Origin of the sequence: Rhizobium sp. AG207R (assembly GCF_027109195.1) — a bacterium.
Taxonomy (GTDB): Bacteria; Pseudomonadota; Alphaproteobacteria; order Rhizobiales; family Rhizobiaceae; genus Rhizobium; species Rhizobium dioscoreae.
Window position 1 is genome coordinate 237,115 of sequence record NZ_JAEPVT010000012.1, and the last position, 16,832, is coordinate 253,946.

Here is a 16,832-nt window from a genome sequence, read left to right on the forward strand (position 1 = left end):
TAACACTCAGTCCTCACGGACGACAGGGAATTCCGCCAGACGAGCGGCGTAGCGGGCCATGGTGTCGACTTCGAAATTGACGAAATCGCCAGCCTTGCGCTCGCCCCAGGTGGTGACTTCCAGGGAGTGGCGGATCAGGAGCACATCGAATTCCGTACCCTCGACGGCATTGACCGTGAGCGAGGTGCCATCAAGCGCGACCGAGCCCTTCGGCGCCACGAATCTTGCGAGATGCTCCGGCGCGCGCAGGCGGAAGCGGGTGGCCTCGCCTTCTGATGTCACCGATAGGATTTCCGCCTTGCCGTCGATATGGCCTGACACGATGTGGCCGCCAAGCTCGTCGCCGATCTTCAGGGAACGCTCGAGATTGATCTTAGCCCCGGCCTCCCAGCTGCCGATGGTCGTCAGGCGGAGAGCCTCTTCCCAAGCCTCGACCTCGAACCAGCGTCCATTGCTGCCCTCTTCCGGCAATCCGGTCACTGTCAGGCAGACGCCTGCGTGCGAGATGGATGCGCCCATGTCGATCGTCGCCGGATCGTAATTGGTGGCAACGCGCAGCTTGATGCCTTCCTGCATCGGGGAAATGGATTCGACCGTGCCGACGTCGGTGACAATTCCGGTAAACATCAAAAACCTCTCTCGTATTCGTCGCAGAGATCGTCGCCGAAGCGGCTCTCGCCGACATGCATAAAATCAGCTGGGATATTGGACTTGAGGACCGGCGATTCAATACCGCCCTCGCCGATATCGGCCGGCCCCCGGAACAGCAGAATGCGATCGACGAGCCCGGCGTCGAGAAAGCGCTGCGCCGTCCTGGCGCCACCTTCCACCAGCAGGGACGAGATGCCGCGCGTACCCAGCGCCTCCAGCAGCTCTCCCGGCTCGCTGGAATTGGATTGCAATACCTCGACACCAGCAGCATCGAGCGCCGCGCGCCGTCCGAGGAATGCAGCATCGGTATTGTCATCGAAGGACGGCGGATGGCCGGCAACTGCGATCACCGGATACTGCCGGGCCGTCCGGACCAGCTTGCTGCCGAGAGGCAGCCGCAGTTCGCCATCGATGACGATACGGAGCGGCGAACGATCCTCCAGGCCGGGAAGCCGGCAAGTCAATTCTGGATCATCTGATATCGCCGTGCCTATGCCGACGAGAATGGCGTCGCTTTCGGCGCGCAGCATCTGGACCTGCGCGCGCGCGATATCGCCGGTAATGCGAACCTGTCCCGCGCCCGTCTTGCCGATCATGCCATCGGCGGAAACGGCAAGTTTGAGAGTCACATAGGGCCGGTTTCTCGTCTGGCGCATGAGATAGCCGGCGAGAGACCGCCTGCCTTCCGCCTCCAGAATGCCGGCGTCGACCTCGATGCCCGCATCGCGCAGCATGGCGATGCCACGCCCGGAAACGCGCTGGTCGGGATCAGTGACGCTGATGACGACGCGTGCCACGCCATAGGTAATCAGCGCCTCGGCGCAGGGCGGTGTCTTGCCGTAGTGAGAACAGGGTTCCAGCGTCACATAGGCGGTAGCGCCCCGCGCCGCCTCCCCCGCCTCGGCCAGCGCCTGAGGTTCGGCATGCGGCCGCCCGCCAAGCGCTGTCACAGCGCTGCCCAAGACTACATCATCTTTGACGATGATGCAGCCGACGGACGGATTGGTGGAGGTCAGTCCCAGATGCCGGCGCGACAGGCGGATGGCCGCGGCCATGAAACGCTCGTCTTCAGGCCGCAACACCATGGTCAAGGGTCCAGCGGATCGCGGGCGATCTTGGCGTTGATCTCGTCGATCACGTGCTCGAAATCCTCCGCATGCGAAAAATCGCGGTAGACGGAGGCGTAGCGCACGAAGGCGACGTCATCGAGACTTTTCAACGCTTCCAGCACCTGCAGACCGATCTGCTCGGAGCTGATTTCGGTTTCGCCCGAGCTTTCGAGGCGGCGGACGATACCAGACACGGCACGCTCGATCCGGTCACGATCGACCGGACGCTTGCGTAGCGCGATCTCGAAAGAGCGCACCAGCTTGTCACGATCGAACGGCACCTTGCGGCCTGTCTTTTTGATAACCATGAGCTCGCGCAGCTGCACGCGCTCGAAGGTGGTGAAGCGGCCGCCGCAATCCGGACAAATGCGCCGACGGCGGATGGACGTATTGTCCTCCGCCGGGCGCGAGTCCTTGACCTGGGTATCTTCTGAGCCGCAGTAAGGGCAGCGCATGCGCTCTCCTTAGCCCATGTAGCCGTACATCGGGAAGCGGTCGGTGAGCTTGACCACCTTCTCACGCACGGCAGCCTCGACGGCAGCATTGCCTTCGTCGGAATTGGCAATCTTCAGGCCATCGAGCACTTCGATGATCAGATTGCCGATCTCGCGGAATTCGGCTTCCTTGAAGCCGCGCGTCGTGCCGGCCGGCGTGCCGAGGCGGACACCTGAGGTGACAAAAGGCTTTTCGGGGTCGAACGGAATGCCGTTCTTGTTGCAGGTGACGTAAGCGCGGCCAAGTGCGGCTTCCGCACGCTTTCCGGTGGCGTTCTTCTTACGCAGGTCGACCAGCATCAGGTGGTTGTCGGTGCCGCCAGAGACGACGTCGACGCCGCCGGAGATCAGCGTTTCAGCCAGAGCCTTGGCGTTCTTGACGATCTGGGCGGCATAGTCCTTGAAATCGGGCTGCAGCGCTTCGCCGAGGGCAACGGCCTTGGCGGCGATGACGTGCATCAGCGGGCCACCCTGGAGACCCGGGAAGACGGCCGAGTTGAACTTCTTTGCCAGATCCTCGTCATTGGTGAGGATCATGCCGCCGCGCGGGCCGCGGAGCGACTTGTGCGTGGTCGTGGTGGCGACATGGCAATGCGGGAACGGCGACGGATGCTGTCCGCCGGCGACGAGACCGGCAATGTGGGCCATGTCGACCATCAGATAGGCGCCGACGCTGTCGGCGATCTCGCGGAAGCGTTTCCAGTCCCATATACGGGAATAGGCTGTGCCGCCTGCAATGATGAGCTTCGGCTTGTGCTCTTCGGCCTTGCGCTGCACTTCATCCATGTCGAGCAGGTTATCGCCTTCGCGCACGCCGTAGGACACGACGTTGAACCACTTGCCGGACATGTTGACCGGCGAACCATGCGTCAGATGACCGCCCGAATTCAGGTCGAGGCCCATGAAGGTATCGCCCGGCTGCAGAAGCGCAAGGAAGACGGCCTGGTTCATCTGCGAACCGGAGTTCGGCTGAACGTTGGCGAAGTTGACGCCGAACAGCTTCTTGGCGCGCTCGATGGCGAGTTCTTCGGCGATATCGACGAACTGGCAGCCGCCGTAGTAGCGCTTGCCCGGATATCCCTCGGCATATTTGTTGGTCATGATCGAGCCCTGCGCTTCCAGAACGGCGCGCGAGACGATGTTTTCCGAGGCGATCAGTTCGATTTCGTGCCGCTGGCGACCGAGTTCCTTGCCGATCGCGCCAAAGATTTCCGGATCGGTGTCGGCAAGCGAGCGATTGAAGAAGGGTTCGGTGGACGCGTTGGTCATCGTGAAAGCTCCTGAACGGGCCGGAACGGCAATGCAGACGGTATTAGCGCCCGGGTCGCCGGAGAGCAATACGACCAGCGACATTTGCTGGGCAAACTACGATAGCTGACACCGACACACGAAAAAGCCGCGTCCGAAAACGCGGCTTCGATAAGAATTGCAATTGGAATGCCGATTATTGAACCGGCTGCTCCATGCCCTCAGTCGTATTGAGCGCCAACTGGGAATTGCCGTCGAGATTATAGATGTCGTCACGGAACTGGACGATGCCGTCGCGGGCGCTCCAGGCCGAAATATAAACGAAATAGACAGGCACTTCGGTCGCCAGCTTGATCGGCGTGTTGACGCGGGTGGAAATAACCTGCTCGATGTGCTGACGCGGCCAGCCTGGCGTTTCAGCCAGCAGCCAGGTTGCGAGGTCGCGTACGTTCTGGACGCGCACGCAGCCCGAGCTGTCGAAACGCATTAGCTTGTTGAAGAGGCCCTGCTCGGGCGTATCGTGCATGTATTCGTTATTGGGATTATAGAAGTTGATCTTCGTGGATGCCATGGCATTCGTCTTGCCCGGGTCCTGACGGAACATCAGGTCCGGCGCCTTGTCCGAATTCCAGTCGATCGTCTCGGGGGCCACTTCCTGGCCCTTGCCGTCGAGAAGGCGAATGTTGTTCTTCGTCAGGTAGGTCGGGTCCTTGCGCATCAAGGGCACGATGTCCTTGACGACGATGGAGCGCGGCGCCGTCCAGTACGGGTTGAGGATGACCTCATAGATCTTCGAATTGATGATGTGCGTCGGCCGCGATTCACGGCCCACGATCGCCTGGTGGCGCAACGCTACCTGGCCATCCTCGACGGCTTCGACACGTGTCGCCGGGATGTTGACCATGACGTGACGACGGCCGAGGTCGGACGGGAACGTCTGGAGGCGAACAAGATTGGTGTTGAGCTGCTGCAGGCGAACATTGGCGGGGATGTTCATCGCCTTCAGCGTGAAATCGCCCAGGACGCCATCTGCCGGCAGTCCGTGACGGGCCTGGAAACGCTTGACCGCACCGTCGACATAAGAGTCGAAGGCAGAGGAGATACCAGCCTCACGCGGCAGGTCGCCGGTGATCATCAAATGCTGGCGCAGCGACTGTACCGCCGGATCGGTCACACCGAGCTGCAGCGGCTGCTGGCTTGTCGGATTGATCTGCGGCCATCCGCCGTTGGCGGCAATACTCTGATATTGCGCGATCGCCTGCTGAATATTCGATACGGAATCTGGCCCGAGAATTGGCGTGTTCGACTGAACAGCAGCGGCGGTGCGCGCCGCAGCCTTGGCGTCGAACTGATCATCCCAATTGCCGCGAGAACGGTCGTTGATCAGCGCTTCCAGTGGGGTCGCGTTTTGCGCGAGAGCCGGAGCAGCCAGTGCGGCAGCGCCAAGAGTTGCAGCCGACCGCAGGAAAGCGCGGCGCGAAAAGGGTTCAATTCCGTTTTTCTTCGACATATCCTAACCATTCAACGCTGCGATCCAATCATGCGCAGCCTAGAGAGGAAGCAGTAAATAGCGCAAGCTTGCGCCAAGTAACGTGGCTCAGTATCAATCCGTTCCCTTAATGCACCACCAAAAACTTGGCCACGAACTATCACAATATCGCGAAGCCAAGATCTTCAGGTCGGAAGATCGTATTTCGAGAACGCTGCCTGCAGTCGATTTCCGCTGTCATAGCAATATGGCCAATTCGTGTCTCACGGCATGAAACTTGCTTTGCCGCGCGAGTGCGAAAGAAAAGCCAAACTGCATTTGCTAAAATACCACAGCTGCGCGTGGTTCATAGCGTGTCCTGATCTTGCGTCAATGGCTTAGCCGCCCGGGACGTTACATGTGACGGAAGGTGAAGCGCGGACGTGGCAAAAAACGCACAACGGCCGACCCGTTAACGCGTTCAAGCCGGACACGCAGGGAACGTGTCCAGCTTGCTTTGACTGGAAGGTCTTGGGATCTGTCCCTGCCCGCTACTTACAGGCGATAGAGGATCTGATCGTTCCAGAAGCGGTCCAGACGCTGCAGGAGCTTGTTCATCTGGGTGAACTCGTCCGTGCCGATGCCGCCGACCTTGTCGATCGAGCCGATATGGCGCTCATAGAGCTTGGCGACGGTTTCGGCGATATCCTGGCCGGTTTCCGTCAGGCTGATGCGGACCGAGCGACGGTCGATGCGCGAGCGCTGATGGTTGATGAAGCCCAGGTCGACCAGCTTCTTGACGTTATAGGAAACGTTGGAGCCGAGGTAGAAACCGCGGGAGCGCAGTTCGCCGGCCGTCAGCTCGGAATTACCGATATTGAAAAGGAGAAGTGCCTGTACGGCGTTGACATCGTCGCGACCCTGGCGGTCGAACTCGTCCTTGATAACATCAAGCAGGCGGCGGTGCAGACGCTCGACCAGGTGAAGGGATTCCATGTAGAGGGCCCGGATGTCATCAACCTGCTGATCCCGAGCGTTTGCAACTGCCTGCGGCTTGATTTTCGTGTTCATCATGACTTGGCCTCACTCTGTTTTGTTTGGCGGTGTCGTTTTCTTCCCGCCTTGAGTGAGACCCTATCGAATACACATAAAATTCTACTTAAACTGCAGGCTTAACAGCACCTTACCAGGAAGTGTTGCTGTCTCAGGGTAAATCAACCATTACCTGCTGCCGACGACGCCGGCGTTTCTCCTGCCACAGCAGGACGCGGAAAGCGCAATAAATCACCGCGACACAGGCATGCAAGATCATGATCAGCGGATTGGATCCGAATATCTCCGGCCAGACGCCATACATCAGCCCCTGCCCGCCTGCAGCCAGCACCCACATGACCGGCCCCCAGGAAACTGTAAGCCATAATCCAAGGGCTGCGACCGGAAAAACCACGGCAAGCCCGGCACCCGCGACCTTCCAGGGCAGAGCGAGCAGATCGAAGCGGGCGTGACCATCCAGCGAATAGCCGACCAGCATCGCCCAGTATTGCAGGCCGAGCCAGAAGCAGGCGATCGCGATCAGCCGCAGGAACAGCACGAACAGGATGTCCGTCAGCGTATTCTTGGGTACGGTCGAAGAATCAGGTTCCATGCGCGAACAATACGTAGGAGGCACGTGCCTCGCCAGAATATAATGGCTGCGGCCTTTCGCCTTGTTTTGAATCCTGGGGACGGCGTGATAGGTACGCGCCCCATAGAGAATGCCATAAATAGACGAAGAAGGATGGCGGCATCATGGAGAACAAGACGCATCTCGTTGACGAGATCACCGGTCATCGGCGCATGCGGCGCAACCGCAAGGCCGATTGGACGCGCCGTCTCGTGCAGGAAAACCGGCTGACGGTCGACGATCTGATCTGGCCGATCTTCGTGATCCCAGGCACCGGCATCGTCGAGCCCATCCCGGCCATGCCCGGCGTCAACCGCATGACCGTGGACAAAGCTGTGGAAGCGGCCAAGGAGGCAGCCGATCTCGGCATTCCCGCGCTCGCGACATTCCCCAACATCGAGATGGAACTGCGCGATGAGACCGGCTCCAACAGTCTCGAGAAGAATAATCTCATCAACCTCGCCACGGCCGCAATCAAGAAGGCGGTGCCGAACATTGGCGTCATCACAGACGTCGCGCTCGACCCTTTCACCAGCCACGGCCATGACGGCATCCTGCGCGGCAACGAGATCGTCAATGACGAAACGGTCGAACAGGTGGCGCGTGCCGCAGTATATCAAGCGGATGCCGGAGCAGACATCATCGCGCCTTCGGAAATGATGGACGGCCGCATCGGCGCGATCCGCCAGGCACTCGATGCAGCCGGCCACCAGAGCGTCGGCATCATGAGCTATGCGACGAAATTCAGCTCGGCCTTCTACGGTCCCTATCGTGAGGCAATTTCGACCGGCGGTCTGCTGAAGGGCGACAAGAAGACCTATTATATCGACCCGGCAAACGGCACCGAGGCCGTGCGCGACGCGACGCTCGACGTCGAGGAAGGCGCCGACATGCTGATGGTCAAGCCCGGCCTGCCCTATCTCGACATCTGCTGGCGGCTGAAGGAAGCCTTCGGCCTTCCGACCTTCGCCTATCAGGTCTCCGGCGAATACGCTATGATCAAGGCTGCCGCGGCCAACGGCTGGATCGACGGCGAGAAGGTAATGCTCGAAACCCTGCTCGCCTTCAAGCGCGCCGGCTGCGATGGCATCCTCACCTATTTCGCTGTCGAGGTGGCGAGACATCTGGCGAAGAAATAACGTCACGCCGCTCGCTTATTGTATTTGCTGAAGCCGATACCATATGTTCGGCAAATGTTTCCTCGCCGCGACTTTTGCGTGCCCTACCGGTCGCACAAAAGTCGCAGAGGGATCTTTAACTGGCATTGGCCCCTTGCGGATCTGAAGAATTGACGGGGGCTAGTGCGAAGGAGCAAAACGATGAGCCTGAACCCCAGCCCGCTCTATGCAGCACCGGATGACTGGCGCGCCTATAGTGGCGTGCTGAGCCGGCGCATCTTCGCCTTCATCGTTGACTACATCATCGTCGCGCTGCTGTGCATTCCGGCGGCCGTACTGCTGTTCCTCGTTTCAATCCTGACACTGGGGCTCGGCTTCTTCCTTTATCCGGTGCTGTTCGTTCTCGTTGCCGGCCTCTATTTCGGGTGGACGCTTGGCGGCCCCTATCAGGCGTCGCTCGGCATGCGCGCCATGGGCCTCACCATGGTTCGAGTCGACGGCCGGCGCATGGATTTCCTGACCGCGATCGTACATCTGGCCCTGTTCTGGATCCTGAACTCCGTCCTGACGCCGCTTATCCTGCTGGTAGGTCTCTTCACCGACCGCAGCCGGCTTGTGCATGACCTGCTGCTCGGCACGGTCATCGCCCGGACGGCCTAAAACAACGCATAAGCATAGGGCACCCCACGATTTCCCACGGGCCATGGCGCGCGCGGGAGATTATTTCTGTGCATGGTCAATTAGGAAACTTCGATCTTTAGCGAAGGACGTAGTTGACGTTTTCTAAACTTGGGCCATGCTTGTAGAAAACGGGTGCCGAGAGAAAGGTCAATCAACGGCAGATGAACACGCAGTCGACGCCATCTCCGCAGTTTTACCTGACGGCACCGGCTTCCTGCCCGTACTTGCCGCACGAGATGGAACGCAAGGTCTTTACGCACCTTGTTGGTCCGCGTGCCGCGGAGATGAACGATATTCTGACCCAGGGTGGCTTCAGGCGCTCGCAAAACATCGCATATCGTCCCGCCTGCGAATCCTGCAGGGCCTGCATATCAGTGCGCATCCTCGCTCAGGAGTTCGAGCCTACCCGATCGATGAAACGGGTGCTGACCGCCAACAGCGATATCATCGCCACCGAATTTCCGGCGCAGCCCTCCAGCGAACAATATTCGCTCTTCCGTCGTTATCTCGACTATCGCCACCAGCAAGGCGGTATGTCCGACATGACCGTGCTCGACTATGCGATCATGGTCGAGGACACGCATGTGAACACGCGAATCATCGAGTATCGCCGCCGCGAGGAAGGATCGGGCCTGGAACAGCGTCCCAAGGGTGAGCTCCTGGCCGCCGCCTTGACCGACGTCATGAGCGACGGGCTGTCGATGGTCTATTCCTATTTCAATCCCGATCTCGACGAGCGATCTCTCGGCACCTTCATGATCCTCGATCATATCAAGCGGACGAAGGCTCTCGGGCTGCCGCATGTCTATCTCGGCTATTGGGTCAAAGGCTCGCGCAAGATGGACTATAAGACGCGTTTCCAGCCTCAGGAGCATCTCACCCCACGTGGCTGGGAACGCTTCGATCCTACCGCCGACGGCGACAAAGAAACCGTCCGCTGAATGTTCTCCCAGCTTTCGGATCACAAGAAGGGCCTGCTGCTGACGACGTTCGGCGGCCTGGCCCTGTCGATGGACATACCGTTGATCCGGCTCTCCAGCGGCGAAGTCTGGTCGGTGCTGTCGGCACGCAGCCTTGCGACCATTGTCGTGGCGCTCGCAGCCCTTTTCGTCATCCGCCGTGTCACGGGTTCGCTGCGCGGCGTATTGCCGGGCTGGCTCGGGCTTCCCGTCGGTTTCTTCTACGGGCTGACGACCATCACCTTCCTGCTTGCCGTCTATTATACGAAGGCGGCAAACGTGGTTTTCATCATTGCGTTGAACCCGATGTTCACCGCCCTGCTCTCGTGGGTCTTCCTCAAGGAACGCCCTGCCCTTTCGACCTTCGTCACAATGGCCGTTATGATCATCGGCGTCGGCCTGATTGTCGGAGATGGCATGGAGGGCGGCCATCTGCTTGGCGATGCGCTTTCCGTGCTCGCGTCGTTCTCCATCGCCTGCGCCATCACGATCAGCCGCGCCTCGGGCCGGGATATGGGTTTTGCCTCCCTGCTGGCGGCCGTCATTCCGGCGGCCGTCGGGCTCTATCACATGGTGCCGTCGGGCTTTTCCATCGACCATCCCGGCTGGATCCTGTTCGACGGCGCCGTGCTGATGCCGCTTTCCTTCTGGTGTCTTGCAACGGGCACGCGCTTTCTCTCGGCGCCGGAAGTGGCGATGTTTTATCTGCTCGAAACAATCCTCGCACCGATCTGGGTCTGGATGATCTTTTCGGAGGCACCGACCAACATGACGCTTGCGGGCGGCGCGATATTGATCCTGGCGCTTGCCGCGCACTCGCTCTGGCAGGCGCGGGTCAAGGCAAGAGCGGCGTTGGCAGCGCAGGGTCTTGCGCATTGAAACAACGGCCATCCACTGTTATAACTTTGTTATTACATTGGAGCTGAGCCATGAACGTCACTATCCGCAAGATCGGCAATTCCGAAGGCGTGATTATTCCGAAGGAAATCCTTCATAGGCTCGGCCTGAAGAACGGCGATGCGTTGGAAATACGCGAAGTCAACGGCAACATCGAGTTGGTTCCGGAGCGCGCCGATCTTGCCGAGCAACTGCGGGCTGCGCGGCTTGGCATGCAGAAATATCGCGCTGCTCTGCGTGAACTCGCAAAGTGACCGAATACAAATGGCTCTCCCGCGAAGCCATCGAGATCATGCACGAGGAACAACTCGCCGAGCATGGTGGCTTGCCGGGTTTAAAGGATGAAAATGCTTTGGAAGCGGCATTGGCCCGTCCGCTCAACAAGGCCGTATATGGCGAAAATGACGTATTCGCTCTGGCCGCCGGCTATCTTTATGGCCTGGTGCGGAACCATCCTTTTTCCGACGGCAACAAAAGAACCGGATATCTGGCGGCTTTCACATTTCTCTACATCAATGGCTATTTGATCGAGGCAGATGATGGGATGATCGTTGCGCTCGTATTGGGTGTCGCGGCTGGAGAAATCGATGAAATCGGCGCCATGCACTTCTTCAAAGACTTCTGTGTTCCGCTAGCCGGGTGACGGACTGCCGTATCCGTCACCCTCAGCGTTTTCGGTAAGGCTCAGGGCGTTCATCGCTGCAATCGACCCGCTGGGTCGATTGCTCGGGCTTTGCCCGACCGCTCCTCACCCCGAAAACCGGCCGCTTCTGGGGAAGCCCTTCGGCACGGCTCGACCGGCACCGGCGCGGTCGCCCAGCCATTCCACCAACTCGTCCTTCGTCTTGGTGAAGGTGCGGCCGGCGCTGTCTTCCCAGGTCAGGCCCTCGGCGATCAGGAAACACCTGATATCGGCGATGCCGCCATCCTTGTAGCGCTGCAGGCGAACGCCCTTGCCGCGCGACATTTCCGGCACTTGCGCCAACGGGAAGATGACCATCTTGCGGTTCTCGCCAACCACTGCGACGTGATCGCCGGAAATCGGAACCAATAGCTTCGTCTCATCGGGATAGGAGACGTTCATGATCTGCTTGCCCTTACGGGTATTGGCGACCAGTTCCGCCTCGGCGACAATGAAGCCATTGCCTGCCGTTGATGCGATCATCTGCTTGCGCTGGGGATCGTGGACGAAGGCGGTCAGTACATCCTGATCATTTTCCATGTCGATCATGATGCGCAGCGGCTCGCCATGGCCGCGGCCGCCGGGCAGCTTGTCGCCGCCGAGCGTATAGGCCTTGCCGCCCGTGGTGATGATGAGGATCTTGTCCGTCGTCTGCGCCGGGAACGCGACCTTGAGACCGTCACCCTCCTTGAAGGTCAGCGAAGACGTATCGGAAATGTGGCCCTTGAGGGCACGGATCCAGCCCTTTTCCGAGACGACGACCGTGATCGGTTCCTTCTCGATCATCGCCTGCTGGATGGCTGCATCATCGGCTTCCGGCGCTTCGGCAAACTGTGTGCGACGGCGGCCAATTTCAGTCGCCTTGGCGAATTTCTTCTTCACCTCACCGATTTCCCAGGCAACCGTCTGCCACTGCTTCTCGTCCGAAGCGAGCAGTGCCTCGATGTCGGCTTTCTCCTTGGTCAGGCCGTCGAACTCCTTGCGGATTTCGAACTCTTCAAGCTTGCGCAAGGAGCGCAGCCGCATATTGAGGATCGCCTCGACCTGATTATCCGTGAGGCCGAACCGCTCCATCATGACAGGCTTCGGCTCATCCTCCTCGCGGATGATGGCGATGACCTCATCGATGTTGAGATAGGCAACCAGCAAGCCGCCGAGAATTTCTAGGCGCTTTTCGATGGCCGCCAGGCGGAAGCGCGAACGGCGCAACAAGACTTCGCGGCGGTGATCCAGCCACTCCTTCAGCACCTCGTTCAGGGCCATGACCCTGGGGATGCGGCCCATGGAGAGGACATTCATGTTGAGCGGGAAGCGGCTTTCCAGCTCCGTCAGCTTGAACATCGATTCCATCAGGATCGTCGCGTCGACTGTGCGGCTCTTCGGCACGAGAACGACGCGGATATCCTCGGCGGATTCGTCACGGATGTCCTCGAGCAGCGGCAGCTTGCGCGCCAGCAGCAACTCGGCAATCTTTTCGATCAGCCGCGACTTCTGCACCTGGAACGGGATTTCCGTGACGACGATCTGATAGCCGCCGCGACCGAGGTCCTCGATCTCCCATTTGGACCGGACGCGGAAGCCGCCACGGCCGGTCTTGTAACTTTCTATGATGCTCTGCCGATCATCGATAATGATGCCGCCGGTCGGAAAGTCGGGACCTGGAATATACAGTTCAACCAGCTTCTCGACCGTCGCGTCGCGATCCTTGATCAGATGCAGGGCGGCATCGCAAAGCTCGTGAGCATTGTGTGGCGGAATGGAGGTCGCCATGCCGACGGCGATACCCGAAGAGCCGTTGGCGAGCAGATTGGGAAAAGCCCCAGGCAGAACGATCGGCTCGGAATTCGACTCGTCATAGGTGTCACGGAAATCCACCGCATCCTGGTCGATGCCTTCGAGCAGCAGTTCGGAAACCGCCGTCATCTTGGATTCGGTGTAGCGCATCGCGGCGGGGCTATCGCCGTCGATATTGCCGAAATTGCCCTGGCCGTTGACCAGCGTGTAGCGCTGCGAGAAATCCTGCGCCAGGCGCGCCAGCGCATCGTAGATCGATTGGTCGCCATGCGGGTGATAGTTACCCATCACCTCGCCGACAATCTTGGCGCATTTGCGGAAGGCGGCGTTCGGGCGGAGCCCCATCTCGCTCATCGCATAGACAATACGGCGATGCACCGGCTTCAGCCCGTCGCGGACGTCCGGAAGCGCGCGTTGCGTAATCGTCGACAAGGCATAGGCCAGGTAACGCTCTTCGAGCGCGGCCTTCAGATCGACCGGAAGGATGTTGTCGTCGCCGTCACCGGGCGGCGGTGTCAGATTTTTTCCCATGGCCCTTGACTATAAGAGATGACGATTCACAGCAAGAAATCAGCCGAAAGCACCTGTGGATGAAGGCGTTTCAGGCACATTGCAGGGTGGCTATCGATACATTTTTGCTGCACTCGCACTCTACATTCATTGTCGTTGGATTTTCACAGAAAGATCAATATAAGTCAGCGCAGTACACGCTCAATCTGTACGTCCCCGCCAATACCACCGGCTCAACGAGGAACGCCATCATGACTTTCTATCGGACCACGCGGCTGATGCTGTGCAGTGCCGCCATCCTGTCTTTCGCCAGCTCCGCCTTTGCGCTCGACGGCAATGATCTGCTGAAGAAGATCAACGACGTCTATAGCCAGCAGGGCGGTTCGATTGCCGCTAGCAGCATCGATGTCGACGGCAGCACAGTGACGCTGAAGGGTGCAAGCGTCAAGGCGGCCGGCATGGAAGACAGCATTCCGCTGGGCGATATCACCCTTGATGGCGTCGAGGAAAACAATGGCGGCTACACGATCGAAGAAATCGATTTTGCGGATGTCGATTTCAAAAAGGACGGTGCCTCCGTTTCCGCCACCGATCTCAAGCTGAGCGGCGTAGAGATCCCGGCCGACGCAAGCAAGGGCGACCTGAGCTCGCTGCTCTACTACAAGAGCGCTCATGCCGGCGCCGTGTCCGTAACGAAGGACGATACCGAGGTGTTCTCGATCGAGGGCGCCGACGCCAACATGAAGAGGCGTGACGACAAGTCGGGCCTCGACTTCGACGCCAAGATCAACGGCATCAAGGCCGATCTCAGCAAGGTCGACGATGCGAAGACAAAGGAAGCGATCGATGCGCTGAAGCTGCAGCAGATCGACGGCACCGTCTCCATGAAGGGCAGCTGGGAAATCGGCCCCGGCACGATCGACATCAGCGAATACTCCTTTGACTTCAGGGACATCGGCAAGCTGAACCTCGCCTTCAGCATTTCCGGCTATACGCCCGCCTTCGCCAAGTCGATGCAGGATGCGCTGAAGACGGTTCGCGCCAATCCGAACCAGCAGGAAGCGCAGCAGTCCGCCGGCCTCGCCATGCTCGGCCTGCTGCAGCAGCTCACCTTCAACAGCGCCCAGATCCGCTTCGACGACGCGTCGATTACGGCACGCGCGCTCGACTTCGCCGGCAAGCAGCAGGGCGTTACCGGCAAGCAGCTCGCCGACACGCTGAAGGCAATGACGCCGATCATGATGGCGCAGCTCAACGTTCCGGAGCTCCAGAATGCCGTCTCCGCAGCGGTCAGCGCCTATCTCGACAATCCGAAGAGCCTGACGGTCACGGCTGCTCCCGGCAAGCCGGTGCCTGTGCCGATGATCATCGGCGCTGCCATGGGCGCGCCGACGACGATCCCGCAGGTCATCGGCCTCAAGGTTTCCTCGAACGACTAATCGGTCATTTCCAAAACCATTCCGGAACCCGGCGATCTCGGTCGCCGGGTTTTTCTTTGCCTCGGCTCAGGCTTCCTGCCGCACTTGATAGGTTTTCAGTTCGTTGAGCGCATGAGACAAGAGGGCGAGCAATTCGTCCGTGGTTGCGCCGTCGCGGGCCTGAACGGACATGCCCTGCACGATCGCGCCCAGAAAACGCGCCAGCGACCGAGCGTCCGCGTCCGGCCGCATATCCCCCTCCGCAATCCCGCGCTCGATGCGGGCGGTGAAGATATCCAGCGTCTGCAGACGCATCGATGCGACATGATGGGCGATCGGCTCGTTCTCCTCTGCGCAATTCAGCACCGCGGTGGATATCATGCAGCCTTTCGGGTGTTCCGGCGCCGTGAAGATCTTGGCGGAGTTCGTCAGAAAGCGCTCGAAGGCAGTCACGGTATTCACCTTGTCCTGGAAGGGATTGCCGGGTTCCGGACGGGGCATGCGCCGATATTGATCCAGCGTCTCGCGATAGAGCTCGGCCTTCGAACCGAAGGCGGCATAAAGGCTTTGCGGCGTAATGCCCATGGCGGCCGTCAGGTCGGCAATGGAGGAACCGTCGTAGCCGTGCTTCCAGAAAGTATCTCGCGCGGCGGCAAGAACCGTTTCCCGATCGAAAGCGGGCGGCCGCCCACGCTTGCGTGGCGAAGAATTTTCCTTCTCTTCAATATTTTTCACAATGGTCACTCTAGAATTATTTCCCGACTTGGTTTATTCAGGAATGGTCATTGTGATTATATAAGGTTTTTCCCCATGAGTCTTCCACTGGAAAATTCCGTTCCTCTCACCGACGGCAGCCTCGCTGAAGGCGTCGATGCTGCAATCGATTCCGCGCTGGCCGACAAAAGGCTGGTCGGGACCGTCGTTCTGATCGCTCAGGACGGAGAATTGGTCTACACCCGCGCCGCCGGTCTGGCGGATCGCGAAAACAAAGTCGCAATGCGGGAAGACGCTATTTTCCGCCTTGCTTCCGTCACCAAACCGATCGTCACCATTGCCGCCATGCGGCTCGTCGAACAGGGCCGCATCGGTCTCGACGATCCGATCACCAAATGGCTCCCGGATTTCCGGCCGCGTCTGCCCGATGGCGGCGAAGCCGTTATCCGTATTCGACATCTTCTCACCCATACCTCCGGGTTGGGTTACACATTCGCCGAGGCGCAAGACGGCCCCTATCACACGGCTGGCGTATCCGACGGGCTGGACACACCGGGTCGTTCGCTGGCAGACAATCTCCAGCGCCTCGCCAGCGCACCCCTTCTCTTTGCACCTGGTGAAAGTTGGCAGTATTCGCTGGCGATGGATGTCCTTGGCGGCATCATCGAGAAGGAAACCGGCGGCCCGCTCGGTGATGCGGTTGCCGATCTTGTCATGAAGCCGCTCGGCCTTTCCGACACGGGCTTCTACGTGCGCGACCGTAGCCGCCTGGCAGCCGCCTATGTGAATGATGCTCCCGAGCCGCAACGGATGGGGGAAGAGGCTCTCGTCCCGATTTTCGACGGCACGATCCGCTTTTCACCCGACAGGATATTCGACCCCGCTTCCTACCACTCCGGCGGCGCCGGCATGGCCGGAACGGCAAGCGATATCCTTACCATTCTGGACACGATCAGAAAGGGTGGAGCACCGCTGCTGTCGGCCGATACGGTGAAGACCATGATGACAGATCAGGCAGGCGGCCACATGCAGGCCCAGCAGGCCGGCTTCGGTTTCGGCTACGGCTGGTCCGTCGTCCTCGATCCCGTCGTCGCTCAGGTCCCCTTCTCGGCTGGCACGATCAAATGGGGCGGTGTCTATGGGCACAGCTGGTTCGTCGATGCCCAAAAGGGCCTGACGGTGGTCGCGCTGACGAATACAGCGCTCGAAGGCATGTGGGGGCAATTCACGATCGACCTGGCGAAAGCGGTCTATGCCGCAATCTAACTGATATCAGCAGACAAGCAAAAACCCGGCGATTGTGAACTGACCCCGTAAAGTTGGACGGTTTATTGGCTGGGCTGATTTAAGGGCTGTGTCCTGTATTGAACAGGGCTCAGCCCTTTGAGTTTTAGCCTGATGCGATCGTTGTTGTAATATCGAATAT

At 59.6% G+C, this 16,832-nt stretch carries 18 protein-coding genes; 8 read left to right on the forward strand and 10 right to left on the reverse strand.

What is annotated here, in order from left to right:
* Positions 1–6 precede the first annotated feature (6 nt).
* The 7 genes from JJQ51_RS26790 to JJQ51_RS26820 all read right to left on the reverse strand — a co-directional run bounded on the left by JJQ51_RS26790 (position 7) and on the right by JJQ51_RS26820 (position 6,615).
* Positions 7–627 (reverse strand): riboflavin synthase, encoded by a 621-nt coding sequence (locus JJQ51_RS26790; RefSeq protein WP_113329032.1) that lies wholly within the window; start codon positions 625–627, stop codon positions 7–9.
* The gene (gene ribD, locus JJQ51_RS26795) at positions 627–1,736 is read right to left on the reverse strand and encodes a bifunctional diaminohydroxyphosphoribosylaminopyrimidine deaminase/5-amino-6-(5-phosphoribosylamino)uracil reductase RibD (RefSeq protein WP_269245520.1); all 1,110 of its coding nucleotides are present in this window, start codon (positions 1,734–1,736) and stop codon (positions 627–629) included. The genes JJQ51_RS26790 and ribD overlap by 1 nt, the downstream gene beginning before the upstream one ends.
* A 2-nt stretch (positions 1,737–1,738) precedes the next feature.
* On the reverse strand, positions 1,739–2,215 hold the full coding sequence (nrdR, locus tag JJQ51_RS26800; RefSeq protein ID WP_015339425.1) for a transcriptional regulator NrdR: 477 nt from the start codon (positions 2,213–2,215) through the stop codon (positions 1,739–1,741).
* 9 nt (positions 2,216–2,224) lie between these two features.
* Complete coding sequence (gene glyA, locus JJQ51_RS26805) at positions 2,225–3,523, reverse strand: serine hydroxymethyltransferase (protein ID WP_113329135.1); 1,299 nt, start codon at positions 3,521–3,523, stop codon at positions 2,225–2,227.
* Between the two features lie 175 nt (positions 3,524–3,698).
* Positions 3,699–5,012: a L,D-transpeptidase family protein gene (locus tag JJQ51_RS26810; RefSeq protein ID WP_113329034.1), complete on the reverse strand. Its 1,314-nt coding sequence runs from the start codon at positions 5,010–5,012 to the stop codon at positions 3,699–3,701.
* Positions 5,013–5,525: 513 nt separating this feature from the next.
* Positions 5,526–6,041: a transcriptional regulator LdtR gene (gene ldtR, locus JJQ51_RS26815; RefSeq protein WP_069616333.1), complete on the reverse strand. Its 516-nt coding sequence runs from the start codon at positions 6,039–6,041 to the stop codon at positions 5,526–5,528.
* Between the two features lie 133 nt (positions 6,042–6,174).
* Positions 6,175–6,615, reverse strand: coding sequence for a DUF6163 family protein (locus JJQ51_RS26820; protein WP_069616240.1), 441 nt, complete (start codon positions 6,613–6,615; stop codon positions 6,175–6,177).
* Positions 6,616–6,758: 143 nt separating this feature from the next.
* Here JJQ51_RS26820 and hemB point away from each other — a divergent pair, with 143 nt between their 5' ends.
* From hemB to JJQ51_RS26850, 6 genes are all read left to right on the forward strand, one after another.
* Positions 6,759–7,772: a porphobilinogen synthase gene (gene hemB / locus JJQ51_RS26825; RefSeq protein WP_113329035.1), complete on the forward strand. Its 1,014-nt coding sequence runs from the start codon at positions 6,759–6,761 to the stop codon at positions 7,770–7,772.
* A 180-nt stretch (positions 7,773–7,952) separates the two neighbouring features.
* On the forward strand, positions 7,953–8,411 hold the full coding sequence (locus JJQ51_RS26830) for an RDD family protein (RefSeq protein ID WP_113329036.1): 459 nt from the start codon (positions 7,953–7,955) through the stop codon (positions 8,409–8,411).
* A gap of 182 nt (positions 8,412–8,593) precedes the next feature.
* Positions 8,594–9,373, forward strand: coding sequence for an arginyltransferase (locus tag JJQ51_RS26835; protein ID WP_092710709.1), 780 nt, complete (start codon positions 8,594–8,596; stop codon positions 9,371–9,373).
* A complete protein-coding gene (locus JJQ51_RS26840) occupies positions 9,374–10,270 on the forward strand; it encodes a DMT family transporter (protein ID WP_152096037.1) in 897 nt (298 codons plus the stop codon).
* 50 nt (positions 10,271–10,320) lie between these two features.
* Positions 10,321–10,542 (forward strand): AbrB/MazE/SpoVT family DNA-binding domain-containing protein, encoded by a 222-nt coding sequence (locus tag JJQ51_RS26845; RefSeq protein ID WP_092710703.1) that lies wholly within the window; start codon positions 10,321–10,323, stop codon positions 10,540–10,542.
* Positions 10,539–10,931 carry a type II toxin-antitoxin system death-on-curing family toxin gene (locus tag JJQ51_RS26850; RefSeq protein ID WP_152096036.1) on the forward strand — a complete coding sequence of 131 codons (393 nt, stop codon included), beginning with the start codon at positions 10,539–10,541 and terminating at the stop codon, positions 10,929–10,931. Before JJQ51_RS26845 ends, JJQ51_RS26850 begins: the two co-directional genes overlap by 4 nt.
* 105 nt (positions 10,932–11,036) lie before the next feature.
* Here the strand turns inward: JJQ51_RS26850 and parC are convergent, their stop codons facing one another.
* Positions 11,037–13,295, reverse strand: a complete 2,259-nt coding sequence (gene parC, locus JJQ51_RS26855) for a DNA topoisomerase IV subunit A (protein ID WP_152096035.1) — start codon at positions 13,293–13,295, stop codon at positions 11,037–11,039.
* A gap of 230 nt (positions 13,296–13,525) precedes the next feature.
* Here parC and JJQ51_RS26860 point away from each other — a divergent pair, with 230 nt between their 5' ends.
* Positions 13,526–14,713 (forward strand): hypothetical protein, encoded by a 1,188-nt coding sequence (locus tag JJQ51_RS26860; RefSeq protein WP_113329042.1) that lies wholly within the window; start codon positions 13,526–13,528, stop codon positions 14,711–14,713.
* A 66-nt stretch (positions 14,714–14,779) separates the two neighbouring features.
* Here the strand turns inward: JJQ51_RS26860 and JJQ51_RS26865 are convergent, their stop codons facing one another.
* Positions 14,780–15,436, reverse strand: a complete 657-nt coding sequence (locus tag JJQ51_RS26865) for a TetR/AcrR family transcriptional regulator (RefSeq protein WP_173002488.1) — start codon at positions 15,434–15,436, stop codon at positions 14,780–14,782.
* Between the two features lie 66 nt (positions 15,437–15,502).
* Between JJQ51_RS26865 and JJQ51_RS26870 the strand changes: the two genes are divergently transcribed.
* Positions 15,503–16,672, forward strand: a complete 1,170-nt coding sequence (locus JJQ51_RS26870; protein ID WP_269245521.1) for a serine hydrolase domain-containing protein — start codon at positions 15,503–15,505, stop codon at positions 16,670–16,672.
* 62 nt (positions 16,673–16,734) lie between these two features.
* Here JJQ51_RS26870 and JJQ51_RS26875 read toward each other — a convergent pair.
* The coding region (locus JJQ51_RS26875; protein WP_135488309.1) for an IS3 family transposase at positions 16,735–16,832 on the reverse strand (98 nt) is incomplete at its 5' end.